The sequence below is a fragment of the Serratia nematodiphila DZ0503SBS1 genome (assembly GCF_000738675.1).
GTDB classification, from domain to species: domain Bacteria; phylum Pseudomonadota; class Gammaproteobacteria; order Enterobacterales; family Enterobacteriaceae; genus Serratia; species Serratia nematodiphila.
The window spans coordinates 3,042,393-3,061,347 of the sequence record NZ_JPUX01000001.1 but is presented as its reverse complement, the minus strand read 5'-3'; the positions used below and the strand labels follow the sequence as shown (position 1 = coordinate 3,061,347).

20 protein-coding genes are annotated in these 18,955 nt (G+C 59.5%); 12 read left to right on the top strand and 8 right to left on the bottom strand.

What is annotated here, in order from left to right:
• Positions 1 to 2: 2 nt before the first annotated feature.
• From tcyL to JL05_RS14110, 6 genes are all read right to left on the bottom strand, one after another.
• Positions 3 to 665 carry a cystine ABC transporter permease gene (tcyL, locus tag JL05_RS14135; protein ID WP_015378233.1) on the bottom strand — a complete coding sequence of 221 codons (663 nt, stop codon included), beginning with the start codon at positions 663 to 665 and terminating at the stop codon, positions 3 to 5.
• Complete coding sequence (gene tcyJ / locus JL05_RS14130; protein ID WP_015378234.1) at positions 665 to 1,465, bottom strand: cystine ABC transporter substrate-binding protein; 801 nt, start codon at positions 1,463 to 1,465, stop codon at positions 665 to 667. The genes tcyL and tcyJ overlap by 1 nt, the downstream gene beginning before the upstream one ends.
• A 115-nt stretch (positions 1,466 to 1,580) precedes the next feature.
• Complete coding sequence (locus JL05_RS14125) at positions 1,581 to 2,573, bottom strand: D-cysteine desulfhydrase (protein WP_033632769.1); 993 nt, start codon at positions 2,571 to 2,573, stop codon at positions 1,581 to 1,583.
• A gap of 124 nt (positions 2,574 to 2,697) precedes the next feature.
• Positions 2,698 to 3,207 (bottom strand): flagella biosynthesis regulatory protein FliZ, encoded by a 510-nt coding sequence (gene fliZ, locus JL05_RS14120; RefSeq protein ID WP_004934751.1) that lies wholly within the window; start codon positions 3,205 to 3,207, stop codon positions 2,698 to 2,700.
• A gap of 54 nt (positions 3,208 to 3,261) precedes the next feature.
• Entirely contained in the window at positions 3,262 to 3,984 is a 723-nt protein-coding gene (locus tag JL05_RS14115) for an RNA polymerase sigma factor FliA (protein ID WP_033632768.1), read from the bottom strand.
• 182 nt (positions 3,985 to 4,166) lie between these two features.
• Positions 4,167 to 5,210, bottom strand: coding sequence for a flagellin FliC (locus JL05_RS14110; RefSeq protein WP_033632767.1), 1,044 nt, complete (start codon positions 5,208 to 5,210; stop codon positions 4,167 to 4,169).
• 281 nt (positions 5,211 to 5,491) lie between these two features.
• Between JL05_RS14110 and fliD the strand changes: the two genes are divergently transcribed.
• From fliD to JL05_RS14090, 4 genes are all read left to right on the top strand, one after another.
• Positions 5,492 to 6,892 (top strand): flagellar filament capping protein FliD, encoded by a 1,401-nt coding sequence (gene fliD, locus JL05_RS14105; RefSeq protein ID WP_033632766.1) that lies wholly within the window; start codon positions 5,492 to 5,494, stop codon positions 6,890 to 6,892.
• Positions 6,893 to 6,918: 26 nt separating this feature from the next.
• Positions 6,919 to 7,329, top strand: coding sequence for a flagellar export chaperone FliS (fliS, locus tag JL05_RS14100; protein WP_004934758.1), 411 nt, complete (start codon positions 6,919 to 6,921; stop codon positions 7,327 to 7,329).
• Complete coding sequence (gene fliT, locus JL05_RS14095; RefSeq protein ID WP_033632765.1) at positions 7,329 to 7,697, top strand: flagella biosynthesis regulatory protein FliT; 369 nt, start codon at positions 7,329 to 7,331, stop codon at positions 7,695 to 7,697. Before fliS ends, fliT begins: the two co-directional genes overlap by 1 nt.
• Positions 7,698 to 8,005: 308 nt before the next feature.
• Positions 8,006 to 8,866 (top strand): helix-turn-helix transcriptional regulator, encoded by an 861-nt coding sequence (locus tag JL05_RS14090; protein ID WP_033632764.1) that lies wholly within the window; start codon positions 8,006 to 8,008, stop codon positions 8,864 to 8,866.
• 466 nt (positions 8,867 to 9,332) lie between these two features.
• Here the strand turns inward: JL05_RS14090 and JL05_RS14085 are convergent, their stop codons facing one another.
• A complete protein-coding gene (locus JL05_RS14085) occupies positions 9,333 to 10,262 on the bottom strand; it encodes a LysR family transcriptional regulator (protein ID WP_033632763.1) in 930 nt (309 codons plus the stop codon).
• Between the two features lie 129 nt (positions 10,263 to 10,391).
• Here JL05_RS14085 and JL05_RS14080 point away from each other — a divergent pair, with 129 nt between their 5' ends.
• Positions 10,392 to 10,991 (top strand): FMN-dependent NADH-azoreductase, encoded by a 600-nt coding sequence (locus tag JL05_RS14080; RefSeq protein ID WP_033632762.1) that lies wholly within the window; start codon positions 10,392 to 10,394, stop codon positions 10,989 to 10,991.
• Positions 10,992 to 11,236: 245 nt separating this feature from the next.
• On the opposite strand, the gene fliE is transcribed toward JL05_RS14080, so the two are convergent.
• Positions 11,237 to 11,551 carry a flagellar hook-basal body complex protein FliE gene (gene fliE / locus JL05_RS14075; protein ID WP_033632761.1) on the bottom strand — a complete coding sequence of 105 codons (315 nt, stop codon included), beginning with the start codon at positions 11,549 to 11,551 and terminating at the stop codon, positions 11,237 to 11,239.
• Between the two features lie 315 nt (positions 11,552 to 11,866).
• Between fliE and fliF the strand changes: the two genes are divergently transcribed.
• From fliF to fliL, 7 genes are all read left to right on the top strand, one after another.
• Positions 11,867 to 13,561: a flagellar basal-body MS-ring/collar protein FliF gene (gene fliF / locus JL05_RS14070; protein WP_033632760.1), complete on the top strand. Its 1,695-nt coding sequence runs from the start codon at positions 11,867 to 11,869 to the stop codon at positions 13,559 to 13,561.
• A complete protein-coding gene (gene fliG, locus JL05_RS14065; protein ID WP_004934775.1) occupies positions 13,558 to 14,550 on the top strand; it encodes a flagellar motor switch protein FliG in 993 nt (330 codons plus the stop codon). The genes fliF and fliG overlap by 4 nt, the downstream gene beginning before the upstream one ends.
• Positions 14,543 to 15,247: a flagellar assembly protein FliH gene (gene fliH, locus JL05_RS14060; RefSeq protein ID WP_033632759.1), complete on the top strand. Its 705-nt coding sequence runs from the start codon at positions 14,543 to 14,545 to the stop codon at positions 15,245 to 15,247. The genes fliG and fliH overlap by 8 nt, the downstream gene beginning before the upstream one ends.
• A complete protein-coding gene (gene fliI, locus JL05_RS14055; protein ID WP_004934781.1) occupies positions 15,247 to 16,608 on the top strand; it encodes a flagellar protein export ATPase FliI in 1,362 nt (453 codons plus the stop codon). The genes fliH and fliI overlap by 1 nt, the downstream gene beginning before the upstream one ends.
• Positions 16,609 to 16,629: 21 nt before the next feature.
• Positions 16,630 to 17,076, top strand: coding sequence for a flagellar export protein FliJ (fliJ, locus tag JL05_RS14050; protein ID WP_033632758.1), 447 nt, complete (start codon positions 16,630 to 16,632; stop codon positions 17,074 to 17,076).
• Entirely contained in the window at positions 17,073 to 18,302 is a 1,230-nt protein-coding gene (locus JL05_RS14045; protein ID WP_033632757.1) for a flagellar hook-length control protein FliK, read from the top strand. The genes fliJ and JL05_RS14045 overlap by 4 nt, the downstream gene beginning before the upstream one ends.
• A 165-nt stretch (positions 18,303 to 18,467) precedes the next feature.
• A complete protein-coding gene (gene fliL / locus JL05_RS14040; protein WP_015378245.1) occupies positions 18,468 to 18,953 on the top strand; it encodes a flagellar basal body-associated protein FliL in 486 nt (161 codons plus the stop codon).
• Positions 18,954 to 18,955 lie beyond the last annotated feature (2 nt).

The following is an 18,955-nucleotide window of genomic DNA, read 5'->3' as shown; positions in this document are numbered from 1 at the left end:
CGTTACTCCTGATCCTGGCGATTAACGTGGGCTTCCAGACGGTTTTGCAGTGCGGAAAGCAGGGTCGCCATCACCCAGTAAATCAGCGATGCCGCCAGGTACATGGTGAACACTTCCAGCGTGCGCGAGGTGATGAGCTGCGCCTGGCGGAACAGTTCCGGCACCTGAATGGTAGCGGCCAGCGAGGTGTCCTTCACCAGGCCGATAAAACTGTTGCCCAGCGGCGGCAAGGCGGTGCGCGCCGCCTGCGGCAGGATCACCCGGCGCAGGGTTTGCCAACGGGTCATGCCGATACTGGCGGCGGCTTCCCACTGCCCTTTGTCGATCGACGAAATCGCCGCGCGCAGCGTTTCTGAGGTGTAGGCGGCGGTATTGAGCGACAGGCCAATCAGCGCCGCCGGGAAAGGATCGAATTCGATGCCGAACTGCGGCAAACCGTAATAGATCATAAACAGCTGGGCGATCAGCGGCGTACCGCGGAACAGCGATACGTAAATGCGCGACAGCCATGACAGCGGCCAAAGCGGCGAAAGGCGCATCAGCGCCAGCAGAAACCCCAGCAACAGGCCGAACGCCATACCGCCCAGGCTAAGCTGCAGCGTTAGTATGGCGCCCTTCAATAAAAATGGCGCTGAATCCAGCGCCAGTTGAATACTTTCGTGCATTATTTAGTTACGTCCGCGCCAAACCATTTTTCGGAGATCTTCGCCAGCGTGCCGTCTTTTTGCATCTCGGCGATCGCCTGGTCAATCGCGGCCAGCAGCTCTGGGTTATTCTTGCGCAGCGCCACGCCGGACTCCTGGCGGGAGAAGGCTGGCCCGGCCACCGCCAGCGTATCGCCGGTTTTCTTCACCAGATCCAGCGCCGCCAGGCGATCCACCAGAATGGCGTTGATGCGGCCGACGCGCAGATCCTGATACTTGGTCGGGTCGTCGTCGTAGGTGCGCACGTCCACGCCCTGCACATTCTCGCGCAGCCATTGCTCATAGTTGGTGCCCAGGCCAACGCCGACCTTTTTGCCCTTCAGGTCATCCGGCTTGGTAATGGTGCCTTCGTTGCCTTTTTTCACCAGCGCCTGAATACCGGAAACGGTGTAAGGGGTGGAGAAATCATATTTCTTCTTGCGCTCATCGGAGAGCGTCACCTGATTGATGACCACGTCGATGCGCTTCGAATCCAGCGAAGCCAGCATACCGTCCCATTTGGTCGGGTTCAGCTTGGCTTTCACGCCCAGATGTTGCGCCAGCGCGTTGGCGAAATCCACTTCGAAACCGGTCAATTTGCCGTCTTCCCCCTGGAAACTGAATGGCGGATAAGTACCTTCCAGCCCGACGATCAGCGTGCCGCGCTGTTTCACCTGCTGCAGCAGGTTATCGGCGGCGTAGGTTTGCGTCGTCACACCGGCGGCCAACGCAATACCCACCACGCCCAACAACCATTGACGACGAACTTTCGCAAACATCATAAACACCCCTGTATGTTGTTTATCTTTTTTGATATCAGCACTTTAACAGTGCAACCGCCCGCATAAAGGAATATAACCTTATAAATATAGTTCAAAATGGAATAACACGCGGTGTTTACACCTGCGGATGGTAGGCGAACAGCGCCGGCGCACCGCCGGTGTGAATAAACAGGATGGGACCTTCGTCGTGGAAGCGCCGCTGGGCGATGCCGTCGATCAAACCAGCCATCGCTTTGCCGGTGTACACCGGATCCAGCAATACCCCCTCTTGCTGCGCCAACAGCTGCACCGCCGCCATGCCCTCTTCGTTCGGCATGCCGTACTGCGGCGCGAAGTAATCGTCCCACAGCGCGATCGGCGCCAGTTCGTCGATATTCAGCGAACAGGCCAGGGCTTTCTGGATCTGCTCCACCTTCGGCAGCTGATCGATCACGGTGCGCGAGACGGTCACGCCGATCAACTCGGTTTCGGGCAGCAGCTGCTGCAGCCCCACCGCCAGCCCGGCGTGGGTGCCGGCGCTGCCGGACGCCACCACCACCGAACTGAACGCCACGTTGCTGCGTTGGCTCTGCTCGGCGATTTCCAGTGCGCACTGCACGTATCCCAGCGCGCCCAGCGCATTGGAGCCGCCCACCGGCACCACGTAAGGCCGGAAGCCCTGCGCCTCGAGGCGCGTCGCCAGTTCCGCCAGTTGCTGCTGCGGATCGTGCAGCGCTTCGCACATCACCACCTCGGCGTTGAACAGGCCGAGCAACAGACGGTTGCCGTTGGTCAGGTAGTTTTCCGCGCGGGTATCGATAGGGTTTTCCAGCAGCGCGACGCAGTGCAGGCCCAGTTTCGCCGCCACCGCCGCCGTCTGGCGCACGTGATTGGATTGAATAGCGCCGGCGGTGACCAGCGTATCGGCACCTTGCCGCAGCGCATCGGCGGCCAAAAACTCAAGCTTTCTCAGCTTGTTGCCGCCCATCGCCATAGGCGTGACATCGTCACGTTTGAGGTAAATTTCACGGCCGAGGTAATCGGAGAGACGGGACAGTTTTTCCAGCGGTGTGGCGACGCCAACCAGATCCAGACGCGGAAATTGCGCCAGTTGTTGTTGCAGGTTCACTACTTCCCCCCAGGGAATCGAATATCAACATCTGATAACCGATAGATTTAGCAGATGTGAACTGAATAATCATCCTTTATCACGGGGGAAACAGCAGACCCCGGCCCAGCGGCCGGGGAAAGTCTCAGTAGCTGCGCTGCCAGGCGAGATACTGATCGTACTTGCGTAGCGCAATGCGGTAGTTGTTGTGCGCCGCGGTAGGCAGATCGTCGATGATGCGCTGATGACTGGCGCTGTTGGCGAATTTGTCCGCCGGATAATTCCTCGCCACCAGCATTTCATCCAGCCGGCGCAGCCGCACCACGTACTCGCGAATGGTGCTGTGACTCATCTCGGTCTGTTCGAACAGATACTGCTTGAACGCCATAATGTCGAAATAACTCGGGTGGCTGTTGCAGGAAATCTCGCTGCAGAAGCGGCACAGCGCGGTCAGCTCGTGCTGCACGTTTTGCCAGACCGCATCGTCGATCGGCTGATCCATGCGCGCGATGGCTTCTTTATTGATTATCTTGCCGCGAAACACCAGCGCCATGCGGTCCAACAGTTTGCCGCACTGGGAGCAATGGGTCTGGCTGTGCTTGTAATCTTTCAGGTAACGGCTAAGCGGCCGTTTCTTCAACAGTATTCCTGGCATAAGGGGCAGTCCGATTGTCGCATGAGTCATCGAGTTGGGGGCGGCGCTCCGCCGTCAGGTATCGTTCGCCAGCCGCGCGCGCAGCCGTTTGATCGCCTGACTGTGCAGTTGGCTGACGCGGGATTCCCCCACGTCCAGCACGGCGCCGATCTCTTTGAGATTCAACTCTTCCTGGTAATACAGCGTCAGCACCATTTTTTCGCGCTCCGGCAACGCCTCGATGGCGTCGATCACCCGCTGGCGCAGGCTGCCTTCCAACAGATGATGCAGCGGGTTGGCCTCTTCATGCCCTTCCAGCATCGGTTCCGCGTTCTCGCCATGCTCCTCACGCCATTCGTCGTAGGAGAAAAGCTGGCTGTTATTGGTGTCCAACAGAATTTGACGGTACTCATCCAGCGAGATGTTCAGCGTCTGCGCCACTTCCGTCTCGCTCGCCGGGCGGCCGTAACGCTGTTCCAGTTGCCGAATCACCTGCGCGACCTCGCGCGCGTGGCGCCGCACGCTGCGCGGCACCCAGTCGCGGCTGCGCAACTCGTCGAGCATCGCGCCGCGAATGCGCTGCACCGCATAGGTGGTAAAGGCGGTTCCCTGTAGGGCGTCATAACGCTCAACGGCGTTTAATAGCCCGATTCCCCCGGCCTGCAACAGGTCGTCAAGCTCCACGCTGGCGGGCAGCCTGACCTGCAGGCGCAACGCCTCGTGGCGCACTAACGGCACGTAGCGCAACCAGAGAGAATTTTTGTCCATCACGCCTTCGGCGGTATACAGATCGCTCACTATGTCTTAAACCTGCGGATAAGAGAGTCAGCGCTATTATGCGTAGGGGGCAGAATGCCAATCGGCTGAACAGTCGCACAAAACGGGCTTTATTTGCGCCATGTAATAACCGCGCGGTGCGCGAGCATAAAAAAACCCCGCCGAAGCGGGGTTTCTTTGCGACAGTTAATCGGGAGAGACGATTAACGCAGCAGGGACAGGACGTTCTGAGTAGACTGGTTAGCCTGTGCCAGAACAGAGGTGCCAGCCTGTTGCAGGATGTTGGCACGGCTCATGTTGGACACTTCGGTCGCGTAGTCAGCATCCTGGATACGGGACTGAGAAGCGGACAGGTTGTTAACGGTGCTGTTCAGGTTGTTGATCACAGAATCGAAACGGTTCTGTACCGCACCCAGGGAAGAACGCAGGCCGTCAACCTGAGACAGTGCTTTGTCCAGGGTAGCCAGCGGATCTGCCATCTTAACGTCAGTAGTGCCTTCGGTGATTTTTGCTTTACCTGTTGTACCGTCTTCAGTAATAGTTGCTTCTTTATAAGTTTTAACACCTTTATCGGTAGTTTCTACGTAGAAGGTATCTTTGCCAGTAGCATCTTTACCGGAGAACAGCTTTTTACCTGCAGCCATGGCGTCAACAGTCAGATCTTTATCACCAACTTTTACGGTACCGGTAACTTCTGCACCCAGTTTAGGACCTTTTTTGGTCACGTCGAAGCCATCCAGACCCAGTTTAGTGGAGTCGATTTTCTGCAGGTCGATATCGATGGTTTCACCGTCGTTAGCGCCAACCTGGATGGTCAGCTTCTGATCGCTGCTCAGCACTTTCACGCCGTTGAAGTCAGTCTGCTCGGAGATACGGTTGATTTCCGACATGCGCTGAGTGATTTCGTCCTGGATGGATTTCAGGTCGCTGGAAGAGTTGGAACCGTTCTGCGCCTGTACGGTCAGACGACGGATGTTCTGCAGGTTGTCGTTAACTTCGTTCAGTGCGCCTTCAGTGGTCTGCGCCAGAGAGATACCGTCGTTGGCGTTGCGGGAAGCCTGAGTCAGGCCTTTGATGTTAGCGGTGAAACGGTTGGAGATCGCCTGACCCGCAGCATCGTCTTTCGCGCTGTTGATACGCAGACCGGAAGACAGACGCTCAATCGCAGTGCCCAGAGAAGACTGAGATTTGTTCAGGTTGTTCTGCGCCATCAGAGACAGGCTGTTAGTGTTGATTACTTGTGCCATTGTTTGCTTTCCTTACGAGTCAGTTGCGTTCTTCGCAACACGGTTAAAAGGTTCGGGCTTGTTTGCCCACGGCGTCAACCACCGTCCCCTCAGGTATCGGCCCTCCCCTAACAACCTTTAGAATTTTTTTAATTTTTTTTGCGTCCGCCGCAATGGCGGAAATAACGCGGTTTTTCCCTCCTCTATTGCGCCATCGGTTTTTTGTTTTTTTCGGTAAACTTTTTCACCACTGGGCCGATAACGCGTAAAGCGAATAAAGTCATCATCAAGGAGAATTACTCATGGCAACGATCAGTTCATTAGGTCTCGGCTCAGGACTCGACCTCAATGGCCTGCTGGATAAGCTGACCAAAGCGGAACAACAGCGCCTGACCCCTTACACCACCAAGCAATCCAGCTACAACGCCCAGTTGACCGGTTACGGCACGCTGAAGGGTGCGCTGGAAAAATTCGACAATCTCAGCAAAGAGATGGCGAAAGAAGATTTCTTCAAGGCCACCACCGCCACCGAACACGACGCCTTCAAGATCACCACCAACGCCAAGGCGGTGCCGGGCAACTATGTGGTGGAAGTGAACAAACTGGCGCAGGCGCAAACCCTGACCACCCAGGCGAAAGTCAGCGACCAGGGCGCTAAGTTAGGCGCTGAAGGCGTGACAGACCGCTCCCTGACCATCACCGCCGGCAACCCGCCGAAAGAAACCAAAATCCCGCTGAGCGACGATCAAACCTCGCTGGTTGAGCTGCGCGACGCCATCAACGGCGCCAAAGCTGGCGTCACGGCCAGCATCATGCGCGTCGGCGACAACGACTATCAGTTGGCGGTCAGCTCTTCCACCACCGGCGAAAACAACAAGATTTCTCTGCAGGTCGATAACGACGACCAACTGGGCGATATCCTGAACTACAACGCTACCCGCGGCACCGGCACCGCCATGAAGCAGACGGTCGCGCCGCAGGATGCTGAGCTGACGGTGAACGGCACCGCTATCAAGCGCAGCACCAACTCGATCAGCGATGCCCTGCAAGGCGTCACCATCGATCTGAAAACCAAAACCAAAACCGATGAACCGCAACATTTGGTGATCAGCACCAACACCACCGGCACCACCGACAAGATCAAAGAGTGGGTCGACAGCTATAACTCGCTGCTGGACACCTTCAACGCGTTGTCCAAGTTCACCCCGGTGAAAACCGGCGAAGCGCCAAACCCAACCAACGGCCCGCTGCTGGGCGACAACACCCTGCGCGGCATTCAGTCGTCGATCAAAAGCGCGCTGAGCGCAGCCCAGGACAACCCGGAGTTAAAAGGCCTGGGCAACCTCGGCATTTCCACCAACACCAAAACCGGCAAGCTGGAAATCGACAGCGCCAAGCTGAAGAAAGCGATGGATGAGAAGCCGGATCAAGTCAGCAACTTCTTCGTCGGTAACGGCAAAGACACTGGCATGGCCACCGAGATCCACAACGAGATCCAGAGCTACATCAAATCCGGCGGCATCATCGAGAACTCGACCAAAAGCATCAACACCAACCTCGATCGCCTGAACAGCCAGATCACAACGGTCACCGCCAGCATTCAGAACACCATCGATCGTTATAAACAACAGTTCGTTCAGCTGGATACCATGATGTCGAAAATGAACGGCACCAGTAACTATTTGGCTCAACAGTTCAAGTAACCCTTTAACAAGGTAAAGAAAACAGCATGTATAACCGTAGCGGCACTCAGGCCTATGCACAGGTCAGTCTGGAAAGCGGCGCCATGAGCGCCAGCCCGCACCAGTTAATCGTGATGTTGTTCGACGGGGCGCTCAGCGCCCTGCTTCGCGCACGCATCCTGATGAACCAGGGCGATATCGCCGGCAAAGGCATGGCGCTGTCCAAAGCCATCAATATCATCGACAACGGCCTGAAAAGTGGCCTCGACCCTCAGCAGGGCGGCGAGATCGCCGAAAATCTGGCGGCATTGTACGACTACATGAAGCGTCGACTGATGCAGGCCAACCTGCACAACGACGAAGCGGCGATCGCCGAAGTGGTTAAACTGCTGGAAAACATCGCCGACGCCTGGCGCCAAATCGGCCCTAACTACCAACCTTCGCAGGACGCCGTGTAATGGAACGTCAACAGCAGCTGTTAGCCGCTTATCAACAAATTTATAGCCTGAGCAGCCAGATGATCGCGCTGGCGCAAACCGGGCGCTGGGAGGAGCTCGTCGAGCTCGAATTCGCTTACGTGACGGCGGTGGAAAAAACCGCCGCCTATACCGGGCAAGCCGGCCCGTCCATGGCGCTGCAGGAGATGTTGCGCAATAAGTTGCAACAGATCCTCGACAACGAAACCGAGCTCAAGCGTCTGTTACAGCAGCGAATGGATGAGCTGAAGATGCTGATCGAACAGTCCACGCGCCAGAACGTGGTCAACAATACCTACGGCCAGTTTCATGATCGTGCGCTGTTGCTGGGGGAACCACAGGTCCGATAAGATCGACAATACTGACGAAAATGGATTAAATAGCACTATGCGCTATTACTCTCGGGTTACGTTAGGATATTAATCTATGGCATTTGAATTATTCAGTTTATGGGTAATTGGTAAAATGCGCGCTTCGAGCCTGGCTCTCACTTTAATGGATAAACATCATCCCGACACGGACGTTTTCTGTTCAGCAGGAAATTGATTTTTGATAGATAAAACACGCCGCTGTGTTTCACGGCCCATGGAAAAATGTTGCTCCAACGCTGATCAAAGCGTAAAGATATTCTCAGATAATGGCTGCGAAATGAATATCGATGGAACGTACAATTAATCTCTGTCCTGGAATTGGCGCCTCAGCGCACATCATTCAGCATACTGAATTATTATTCCCTTCAGTCTATTTTGAGCAACCACATCTGTATCTGATACAACAAGGCCATAAGCGCGTACGCTGGCAACAACACGAAGTGGTCGCTCATCCCGGCGAGCTGTTGATTATCGACGGCGGGCAAACGGTGGACATTATTAACGGCCCGTCCGAAGACGGCGTATTCAGCTGTCAGTTGCTGACCTGCGATCCCCTGTTGCTCACCGTCCAACCTCCGGCCGAGGAAACGCCGGCGGCGATGCCGTTCGATGCCGTCCTGGCGCTGCGCAACCTGCCCTGCGCCCTCAAGCACAGTTTTGAAACCACCGGCCTGGCGCTGACGCTGCGGCAACGCTTTCCCACCATCATCGTGCGGCACAAAATGCTGGAAATTCTGCTGTGGCTGGCCCAATTCGGCATTCGCTTTATTCACAACGAAGCCAAGGATCTGACGCAGCGCGTGCGCCGCTGCCTGGCGACCGACCCGCACAGCATTTGGACGGCGGCCAAAGTCGCGGAAAGCCTGTCGATGAGTGAAGTGATGTTGCGCCGCAAACTGTCGATGGAAAATACCGCATTGCGCAATCTGATGATCGACGTGCGCATGAGTAGCGCGCTGGCCCTGCTGCAGTCGACCGACTGGCCGATCTCCGCCATCGCGCAACATGTGGGTTATGAAAGCGCATCGCGTTTCGCCGAACGTTTTCGCAAACGCTTCGGTTTCGCGCCTACCGCCATTCGCGGCCATCAAAGGATTATGGAACCCGGCTCTCAGGGCGTTGAGGCGATGGTCGCCGGAGAAACATAAATAGACGCGCAACAAAATGGCTTTATTTAACACAAGTCCCTAACGGTTGTAACAACGCTGAGATACGCTAAGCAACACCCATCTGCCGAACAGCGAATTAAATGATGCGTAATGAAAAGCGATTATTTTCTCTGGCAATAATTTTGTTGGGGCTGTGGCTGTTAGCCTTACTGAATGAAGAAGAGATGATGCGTTTACTGGCCGCACAATAAAACGGCCAGGCTTTTTATCGTCTGGTCAGACTTCAGTCCAGTTTAACCAGAACGCCAATTAATACCGCCAGCAGCGCCAACATTAAAATACTGATCAGACGCCATCTGGATTCGCTTTTCGTGCTCATTGACCGGCCTCGAATAATAACCCTACTAATCACGTCATAATAAACGGTCACCTGCGCATTCAATAAACCTGACAGCACCATTTTCTGCCCTCTATTCGGTACATTAGTCGGTTGTGGCACCGGCCATTAGCGATGCGATACCCACGGTGCCGCAAGCGCCAATTTTCCCGGCAGCTCCGCCACCAGCTTGTCTACCGCCAGCCGCACCTTAAGCGGCTGGTAAGGCATATAGGGCCACACGACGTTCACCGGGAAACTGAGGCTGGACTCACCGCGCATGATCTCTACCAACGTCCCCGCCATCAGCCGCTCGCGCACCAGCCACTCCGGCAGCCAGGCAATGCCGGCGCCGGCGGATATCGCATCGACGATCCCCTGCATATCATCCATCATCATCTTGGTCGGGGGGCTGAACGATTGCAGCTCACCGTTTTCGCCACGCAGCTGCCACGGCAGCACGGCGCCGGCGTGCAGATACCCCACCGCCTGATGCCGGCTTAACGCTTCCGCCGTGCTCGGCTCGCCGCAGCGCCGCACGTAGTCGGGCGACGCGCACAGGAGCATGCCATGTTCGCCCAAACGTCGGGCAACCAAACTGCCGCTGTCCGCCAGTTCGCCGATGCGCACCGCCAGATCGAATCCCTCGTCGACGAGATCGATCCTGCGGTCGCTGAATGAGATTTCCAGCGTCAATAACGGATGCTCATTCGCCAGCGCCGTCAACAAGGGCGCAATGCACAGGTGGCCGAACAGCACCGGCACCGAGACTCTGAGCCGGCCGCTGACCTGCATCTTGCCGCTGTCGAGCTGGTTTTCCGCCGCCTGAACGTTCGCCAATGCCTGTCGACAGTGTTCATAGTACAGCGCGCCTTCGTCCGTCAGGCTCAGGCTGCGCGTGGTGCGCATAAACAGCATCACGCCCAGCCGCGCCTCCAGACGCGACACGATTTTGCTGACCGCAGAACGCGTCAGATGCAGTTTCTCTGCGGCGGCGGCGAAACTGCCGCCTTCCGCTACGGCAACAAAGGCCGGCAGCGCACTCAGATCGCTTTTCATCTTAATGTTGCCAATATGGAATCAATTAGGTGAAAACCTATCACCACTGGTGAACCTTAAGCAATGATAACCTGCAGTCATTCCGGAGTCCCCGGTGAAAACCACAGATTACCGTCAGAGGACAACAGCATGAAAAAAATACTGGCACTCAAATCCAGCATTATGGGAAATGACTCGCAGACCAATAACCTGATTGACCGCTATCTGGCGGCGCGCAAAGCGAAAGGATACGACGATCGGATCGTCGAACACGATCTGACGGCGCTGGATCTGCCGGTGTTGGACGGCGAGCTGTTCAGCGCGCTGCGCGGCGCGGAAAATGTCAGCCCGCGCGCCAAAGCCACGATAGCGCTCTCCGATCAACTGATTGCCGAACTGAAAGAGAGCGACCTGTTACTGATCGGGGCGCCGATGTACAACCTCAACGTCCCGACCCAGCTGAAAAACTGGTTCGATCTGGTAGCCCGCGCCCGGATGACCTTCAACTATACCGCCACCTACCCGGTGGGGTTGGTGGAAGGCGTCAATGCGCTGGTATTCAGTTCACGCGGCGGCATGCACGCCGGGCATCCGACCGATGCCGTAACGCCCTACCTGCGTTCGGTGCTGGGGCTGATGGGGATCGGCGACGTACAATTTATCTATGCCGAAGGGCTGGATATGAAACCGCACGGCCGCGATCAGGGGCTGGCGAACGCCCACCAGCGGATCGCGGAATTGGCGGGCTGAAGCAAACGCACGGCAGCATTGATTTGTTATAACATAACAAATATGATAATCGCGTTGACGCCACCTCGAGCGGGTGTCGACGCTCCTACATGACATAAATGTTTTATCGCACCTTCAACCAGCTATTTCGATAGCTGGTTTTTTTTTCCTCGGCTGGCGCTGCGGCTTCAGCATTGTCGGACTGGCCGTCACTCTAAGGTAACAGCGCCGAACCAAATTTCACTGAAAAATAGTCGGCACGTTCATCACACCGGCATATTCATGATGTCCTGGTAGGCCGCCACCAGCTTGTTGCGCACCTGTACGCCCAGTTGCAAAGAGACCGACGATTTCTGCAGATCGACCATCACATCGTTCAGGCTGATGCCTGGCGCGCCCAGCTCGAAGTCCTGCGCCTGTTTGCGCGCCGTTTGCTGGGTCTCGCTGATCTTGCCGAGCGCCGCGGTCAGTTCGCTGGCGAAGCTGACGCCCTGCGGCGCCGCATTCTGCCCCATCTTGCCGGCCTGAACCGCCATGACCTGCATCTGCTGCAGTACCCCTTCAATGCCCTGAATCGCCATCTGGTCCTCAATCCTCTCGTCTCGCCGGGTGACGTTTTCACCCTGCACTTCTCCAATGATGCACACCCTAGCACAGCGTTTTCGGACCTAAAGCGGTTAATTAACCGCAAAAAACCCGGCTTATCGGGCAATCGGAATTGTCTGATAAGGCGAATAATGGCCTGCCCAGAAATGGGAGCGCCGCTATTTAGAAGATATGTGTATCAGGGAGTCTGTTTTGTCACACAACGCTAACCATACCGTTCATCAGCCTGGCAGGGAGCTGCTCAGCGGCCCGTACGGGATCGTGAGCGCCATTGAAGGACGAGACCTAAAATGAGTGCTTCGATAACCGCCGGCGAAAGCCGCGACAACGGCCTGCAGGCCATCTGGAACCGTCTGCGCGCCAACCCGAAAATTCCGTTGCTGGTCGCCGCTTCCGCCGCGATCGCGATCGTCGTCGCGCTGCTGTTGTGGGTGAAAAGCCCCGACTACCGCGTGCTGTACAGCAATCTGAACGACCGCGACGGCGGCGCCATCGTCACCCAGCTGACGCAGATGAATATCCCTTACCGCTTTGCCGAGAATGGCGCGGCGCTGCTGATCCCGGCGGAAAAGGTGCATGAAACCCGCCTGCGTCTGGCGCAGCAAGGGCTGCCGAAAGGCGGCGCCGTCGGATTCGAACTGCTGGATCAGGAAAAATTCGGCATCAGCCAGTTCAGCGAGCAGATTAACTATCAGCGCGCCCTCGAGGGCGAGCTGTCGCGCACCATCGAATCGCTGGGGCCGGTGCAAAACGCCCGCGTTCACCTGGCGCTGCCTAAACCTTCGCTGTTCGTGCGCGAACAGAAATCCCCTTCCGCCTCGGTAACGCTCACCCTGCAACCCGGCCGTGCCCTGGACGACGGCCAGATCAACGCCATCGTTTATATGGTGTCGAGCAGCGTTGCCGGCCTGCCGCCGGGCAATGTGACCGTGGTCGATCAGGCCGGCCGCCTGCTGACCCAGTCCGACGGCACCGGGCGCGATCTCAACGCTTCGCAGCTGAAATACGCCAACGAAGTGGAAAACGGCTTCCAGCGCCGCATTGAAGCGATCCTCGCCCCGGTGGTCGGCAGCGCCAACGTGCGTGCGCAGGTCACGGCGCAGATCGACTTCGCCACGCGCGAACAAACCGATGAACAGTACCAACCTAACCAGCAGCCGGATAAAGCCGCTATCCGCTCCCAGCAAACCAGCCTGAGCGAGCAGATCGGCGGGCCGCAGGTCGGCGGCGTGCCGGGCGCGCTGTCTAACCAACCGAGCGCTCCGCCTACGGCGCCGATTGAAACCGCCAAGCCGGCGGCGGGCAATAACGCCAACGCCACCACGCAAAACGCCGCGACCACCCGCAGCGCGGCGGCCAGCGGCGTGCCGCAAAATACCCGTCGCGACGCGACCACCAACTACGAGCTCGATCGCACCATCCGTCATACCCAGCACAAAGCCGGCACCGTGCAGCGTCTGTCGGTCGCCGTGGTGGTCAACTACCTCGGCGCGGATAAAGACGGCAAACCGCAGCCGATGAGCAAAGAACAGCTGGCGCAGATCGAAGCGCTGGTGCGTGAAGCGATGGGCTACTCCAGCAGCCGCGGCGATACCCTGAACGTGGTCAACACACCGTTTACCGACAGCCAGGTGACCGGCGGTGAACTGCCGTTCTGGCAAAGCCAGTCGTTTATCGATCGCCTGATCGACGCGGGTCGCTATCTGCTGGTGCTGCTGGTGGCCTGGCTGCTGTGGCGCAAACTGGTGCGGCCGCAGCTGCAACAGCGCCAGGCCGCGCAACAGGCCGCCCTCGCCGCCGCCAACGCCCCTGCCGCCAAAGCGGCCGACAGCAACAAACCGAGCAACGAGGAGCTGGCGCAGCGTCGCAAATCGCAGCAGCGCGTCAGCGCAGAAGTCCAGAGCCAGCGGATCCGCGATCTGGCTGACAAAGACCCGCGCGTGGTCGCTCTGGTAATCCGCCAATGGATGAGTAACGAGATATGAGCCTGACCGGAACCGACAAAAGCGCCATCTTGCTGATGACGCTGGGTGAAGATCGCGCGGCGGAGGTGTTCAAACACCTCTCCTCGCGCGAAGTACAGCTGCTGAGCGGCACCATGGCCGGCATGAGCCAGGTTTCACACAAACAGCTCGGCGAGATACTGACCGAGTTTGAAGACGACGCCGAGCAATACGCGGCGCTGAGCGTCAACGCCAGCGACTACCTGCGCTCGGTGCTGGTCAAAGCGCTGGGCGAAGAGCGCGCCGCCAGCCTGCTGGAAGACATTCTCGAATCGCGCGAGACCACCACCGGCATGGAAACGCTCAACTTTATGGAGCCGCAGAGCGCCGCCGATCTGATCCGCGACGAACACCCGCAGATCATCGCCACCATTCTGGTGCACCTCAAACGCGGCCAGGCGGCAGACATCCTGGCCCTGTTCGACGAACGCCTGCGCAACGACGTGATGCTGCGTATCGCCACCTTCGGCGGCGTGCAGCCGGCGGCGTTGGCGGAGCTGACCGAAGTGCTGAACAACCTGCTCGACGGCCAGAACCTCAAGCGCAGCAAAATGGGCGGGGTGCGCACCGCCGCCGAGATCATCAACCTGATGAAAACCCAGCAGGAAGAAGCGGTCATCGACGCGATGCGCGAATACGACGGCGAGCTGGCGCAGAAGATCATCGACGAGATGTTCCTGTTCGAAAACCTGGTGGAAGTCGACGATCGCAGCATCCAACGCCTGCTGCAGGAAGTGGAAGGCGAGTCGCTGCTGATCGCGTTGAAAGGCGCCGAACAGCCGCTGCGCGAGAAGTTCCTCAAGAACATGTCGCAACGCGCCGCCGACATCCTGCGCGACGACCTGGCCAACCGTGGGCCGGTGCGCATGTCGCAGGTGGAGAACGAGCAGAAAGCCATCCTGCTGGTGGTAAGACGCCTGGCGGAAACCGGCGAAATGATCATCGGCGGCGGCGAGGACACCTATGTCTGATCGCATTAACACCCTGCCCTGGCAGCCCTGGTCGCTCAACGATTTGGGCGAACAGAAACCGGTTCTCGACCTGCCGCCATTGCCGGAGCTCGAACTTGACGATCCGTCGCCGGACGCGCAGGCCGAATTGCAGCAGCAGCTGGCGACGCTGCGCCTGCAGGCGGAGCAACAGGGCCAGCAACTGGGCTATGCCGACGGCCAGCAGAAAGGTTACGAGGCCGGTTTTCAGTCCGGTCTGGAGGAAGGCCGCCAGCAGGGGCTGCTGGAAGCGCAGCAGCAGCAACAGCCGCTGACCGCTCACTGGCAGCAGTTGGTCACCGAATTCCAGCACACGCTGGACGCGCTCGACAGCGTGATCGCGTCACGGTTGATGCAGTTGGCGTTGACCGCCGCCAAACAGGTGCTGGGCCAGCCGCCGGTGTGCGACGGCACCGCCCTGCTCGCGCAGATCCAACAGCTGATTCAGCAGGAGCCGATGTTCAACGGCAAGCCGCAGCTGCGGGTCCACCCGGACGACTACCCACGCGTCGAGCAGCAGTTGGGGGTTACCCTCAGCCTGCACGGCTGGCGCCTGCTGGCGGACGGCGAACTGCATCCGGGCGGCTGCAAGGTCAGCGCCGAGGAAGGCGATCTCGACGCCAGCCTGGCGACGCGCTGGCATGAACTGTGCCGCCTGGCGGCACCGGGAGAAGTCTGATGACCGCGCGTCTCGGCCGCTGGCTGAGTTCTCTGGATACGCTGGAAAAACGCATCGCCCGCGCGCCGACGGTGCGCCGCTACGGTCGCCTGACCCGCGCCACCGGGCTGGTGCTGGAGGCCACCGGCCTGCAGCTGCCGCTCGGGGCGACCTGCCTCATCGAACGGCACGACGCCGGTGAAGTGCAGGAAGTGGAAAGCGAAGTGGTGGGCTTCAACGGCCAGCGGCTGTTCCTGATGCCGCTGGAAGAAGTGGAAGGCATCGTGCCGGGCGCGCGGGTTTACGCCCGCATCGCGCCGGAAGGCCAAAGCGCCGGCAAACAGCTGCCGCTCGGCCCGGCCCTGCTGGGGCGCGTGTTGGACGGCAGCGCCAAACCGCTCGACGGCCTGCCTTCGCCGGAAACCGGTTACCGCGCGCCGCTGATCACCGCGCCGTTCAACCCCTTGCAGCGCACGCCGATCGAGCAGGTGCTGGACGTGGGGGTGCGCACCATCAACGGCCTGCTGACCGTCGGGCGCGGCCAGCGCATGGGCCTGTTCGCCGGCTCCGGCGTCGGTAAGAGCGTGTTGCTCGGCATGATGGCCCGTTATACCCAGGCGGACGTGATCGTCGTTGGCCTGATCGGCGAGCGCGGCCGCGAGGTCAAAGACTTTATCGAGAACATTCTCGGTGCCGAAGGCCGCGCGCGCTCGGTAGTGATCGCCGCTCCGGCGGACGTGTCGCCGCTGCTGCGCATGCAGGGAGCGGCCTACGCCACCCGCATCGCCGAAGATTTCCGCGATCGCGGGCAGCACGTGTTGCTGATCATGGACTCCCTTACCCGCTACGCCATGGCGCAGCGTGAGATCGCCCTGGCCATCGGCGAGCCGCCGGCGACCAAAGGCTATCCGCCTTCGGTCTTCGCCAAGCTGCCCGCCCTGGTGGAACGCGCGGGCAACGGCATCAGCGGCGGCGGCTCCATCACCGCTTTCTACACCGTGTTGACCGAGGGGGACGATCAGCAAGACCCGATAGCTGACTCGGCGCGCGCCATCCTTGATGGCCACGTGGTGCTGTCGCGGCGGCTGGCGGAGGCCGGCCACTACCCGGCTATCGACATCGAAGCGTCAATCAGTCGCGCCATGACGTCGCTGATCGACGAAGAGCATTATCGCCGGGTTCGCACCTTCAAACAGATGCTGGCCAGCTATCAGCGCAACCGCGATCTGATCAGCGTCGGCGCCTACGCGGCGGGCAGCGATCCATTGCTGGACAAAGCGATGACGCTGTATCCGCAGATGGAAGCCTACCTGCAGCAGGGTATCTTCGAACGCAGCGGCTATGATGAAGCCTGTCAACAGCTGCAGCAGTTGATTGTTTAACGTCACCAGAGGCGCACAGCGATGAAATCACAATCCCCCCTGATTACCCTGCGCGATCTGGCGCAGGATGCGGTGGAGCAAGCCGCGCAACAGCTGGGCCAGGTACGGCAGGCGCAGCAGGCGGCGGAGCAACAGCTGTCGATGCTGCTCAACTATCAGGACGAATACCGCCAGAAGCTGAATCATACGCTCTGCGACGGCATGGACAGCTCACGCTGGCAAAACTACCAGCAGTTTATCGGCACGCTGGAGCAGGCCATCGACCAGCACCGCCAGCAGCTGCTGCAGTGGGGGCAGAAAGTGGATCACGCGGTGAAGCAATGGCAAGACAAACAACAGCGGCTGAACGCTTTCGACACCCTGCATACCCGCGCAATGAACGCGGAGCAGCAGCAGGAGAACAAACGGGATCAAAAATTGATGGATGAATTCGCTCAACGCAGCGCACAAAGGAATATCAACCCATGAATCTGAACGCCCTGCCCGGCCTGGCCTTACCCGGCGACGCCGGCGGTCTGACCGAACTGACCTCGGCGCTGGACGAAAGCCAGCTGTCGTCCGCTTTTGCCCAGCTGCTCGGCGCGCGTTTCGCGCCCGCCGCCGATGGCAAACCTCAGCCGGCCACGCTGAGCGCGGACGATGAACGCGCCCCGGCCTTGAGCCGCAACCAGCTCAATCAGCTGCTGGCCACCTTCGGCGAGCGCGGCGGCCTGTTGCCGAACCTGTCAGCCTCAGCCGACGCGCCTTCTTCTGAAGCCGTTGAAGGCGATGCGCCCGCCGCCGGCGATAAACCGGCGCAGCCGCCGATCGTCGCCGCCAAAGAGCTGGATGCCGCGACGCTGCAGGCGCTGTACGCCATGCTGCCGGCCGCGATCGTCGCTCAGGCGCAACCGGCCGAAGGTCAACAGTCGCTGCCGGTGGAAAACGCTGACGAGGCCACTGCGCTGCAGCCCGGCAACGGCCTGCTGAACATCGCGGCGGCCGGTGATAACCCCGCCGCGCGCTCGTCGGCGGCCCCCGCTCCGGCGGTGACGGGCGCGAAAACGCCGGCTACCGATGGCGACAACGCAGCCGCAGCGCTCCCGCAGCCGACCGGCGGCGAACGCGCAAGCACCGCACAGCCGCTGCCGGCGAACGATGCACAGCAGCAACCGACGCTCAATCACGCTGTCGCCCTGGCCGCCGCCAGCCCGACGCAAACGGCCGCCCCGGCCAGCGCGCTGGTAAGTGTACCGCCTACGCCGCAGCTCAACGCGCAGTTGGGCAGCCCGGAATGGCAGCAGGCGTTGAACCAACAGGTGTTGATGTTCCACCGCAACGGCCAGCAGAGCGCCGAACTGCGCCTGCACCCGCAGGAGCTGGGCGCCTTGCAGATCACGCTGAAACTGGACGACCAGCAGGCGCAGCTGCACATCGCCTCTGCGCACGGCCAGGTGCGTGCGGCGGTGGAAGCGGCGATGCCGCAGCTGCGGCACGCGCTGGCGGAGAGCGGTATCAACCTGGGGCAGAGCAGCGTGGGCGGCGAGTCCACCCCGCAATGGCAACAGGCACAGCAGCAGGCCTCCAACGGCCAGGGGCGTTCCAGCTATGCTGAACACTCTGGCGGCGAGGCGGCGGTCGCCGACGGCGTCAGCGCGCCAGTGGCGTTGCAGCGCATGGCCAGCGCGGTCAACGGCGTCGATATTTTCGCCTGAGCCGCCGCAAACGCCCAAGCTGGCACCCATTTGCGCGTCTATTCAGGCTATTGCACGCCGCGATAGACGCGATAATACCTTTACATGTCATGCGTGCGGCTTTGCCGCGCGCTATGCCCGCCGCCTCACAGGCCGCGGGTGGAACAACAGGAATTAGATTTGGCTATGTCTCAGAACTCCCTTCCGGCAGCACCGAAACGCCCCCTTCTGGTCATCCTGCTGGTGTTGATCAGCGTCGTCGCCTGTGGCGCCGCGGGTTACAGCTGGTGGCTGCTGCAACAGCATAAAAACGGCGCCGAACCGGCCGCCGTCAAAGAACAACCGCCGGCGGCGCCGGTGTTCATGCCGCTCGACACCTTTACCGTCAACCTGGTGACGCCGGACAACAACCCGGATCGCGTGCTGTACATCGGCCTCACGCTGCGTCTGCCGGACGAAAGTACCCGCCGCCAGCTGAACGATTTTCTGCCGGAAGTGCGCAGCCGTCTGCTGATGCTGCTCTCCCGTCAGGAAGCGAGCCAGCTGGCCAATGAACAAGGGAAGCAACAGTTGGTGGCGCAGATTAAGGACGTGCTCAGCCCGCCGCTGGTTAAGGGACAACCGAAGCAGGTGGTCAGCGACGTGCTGTTCACCGCCTTCATACTGCGGTAATC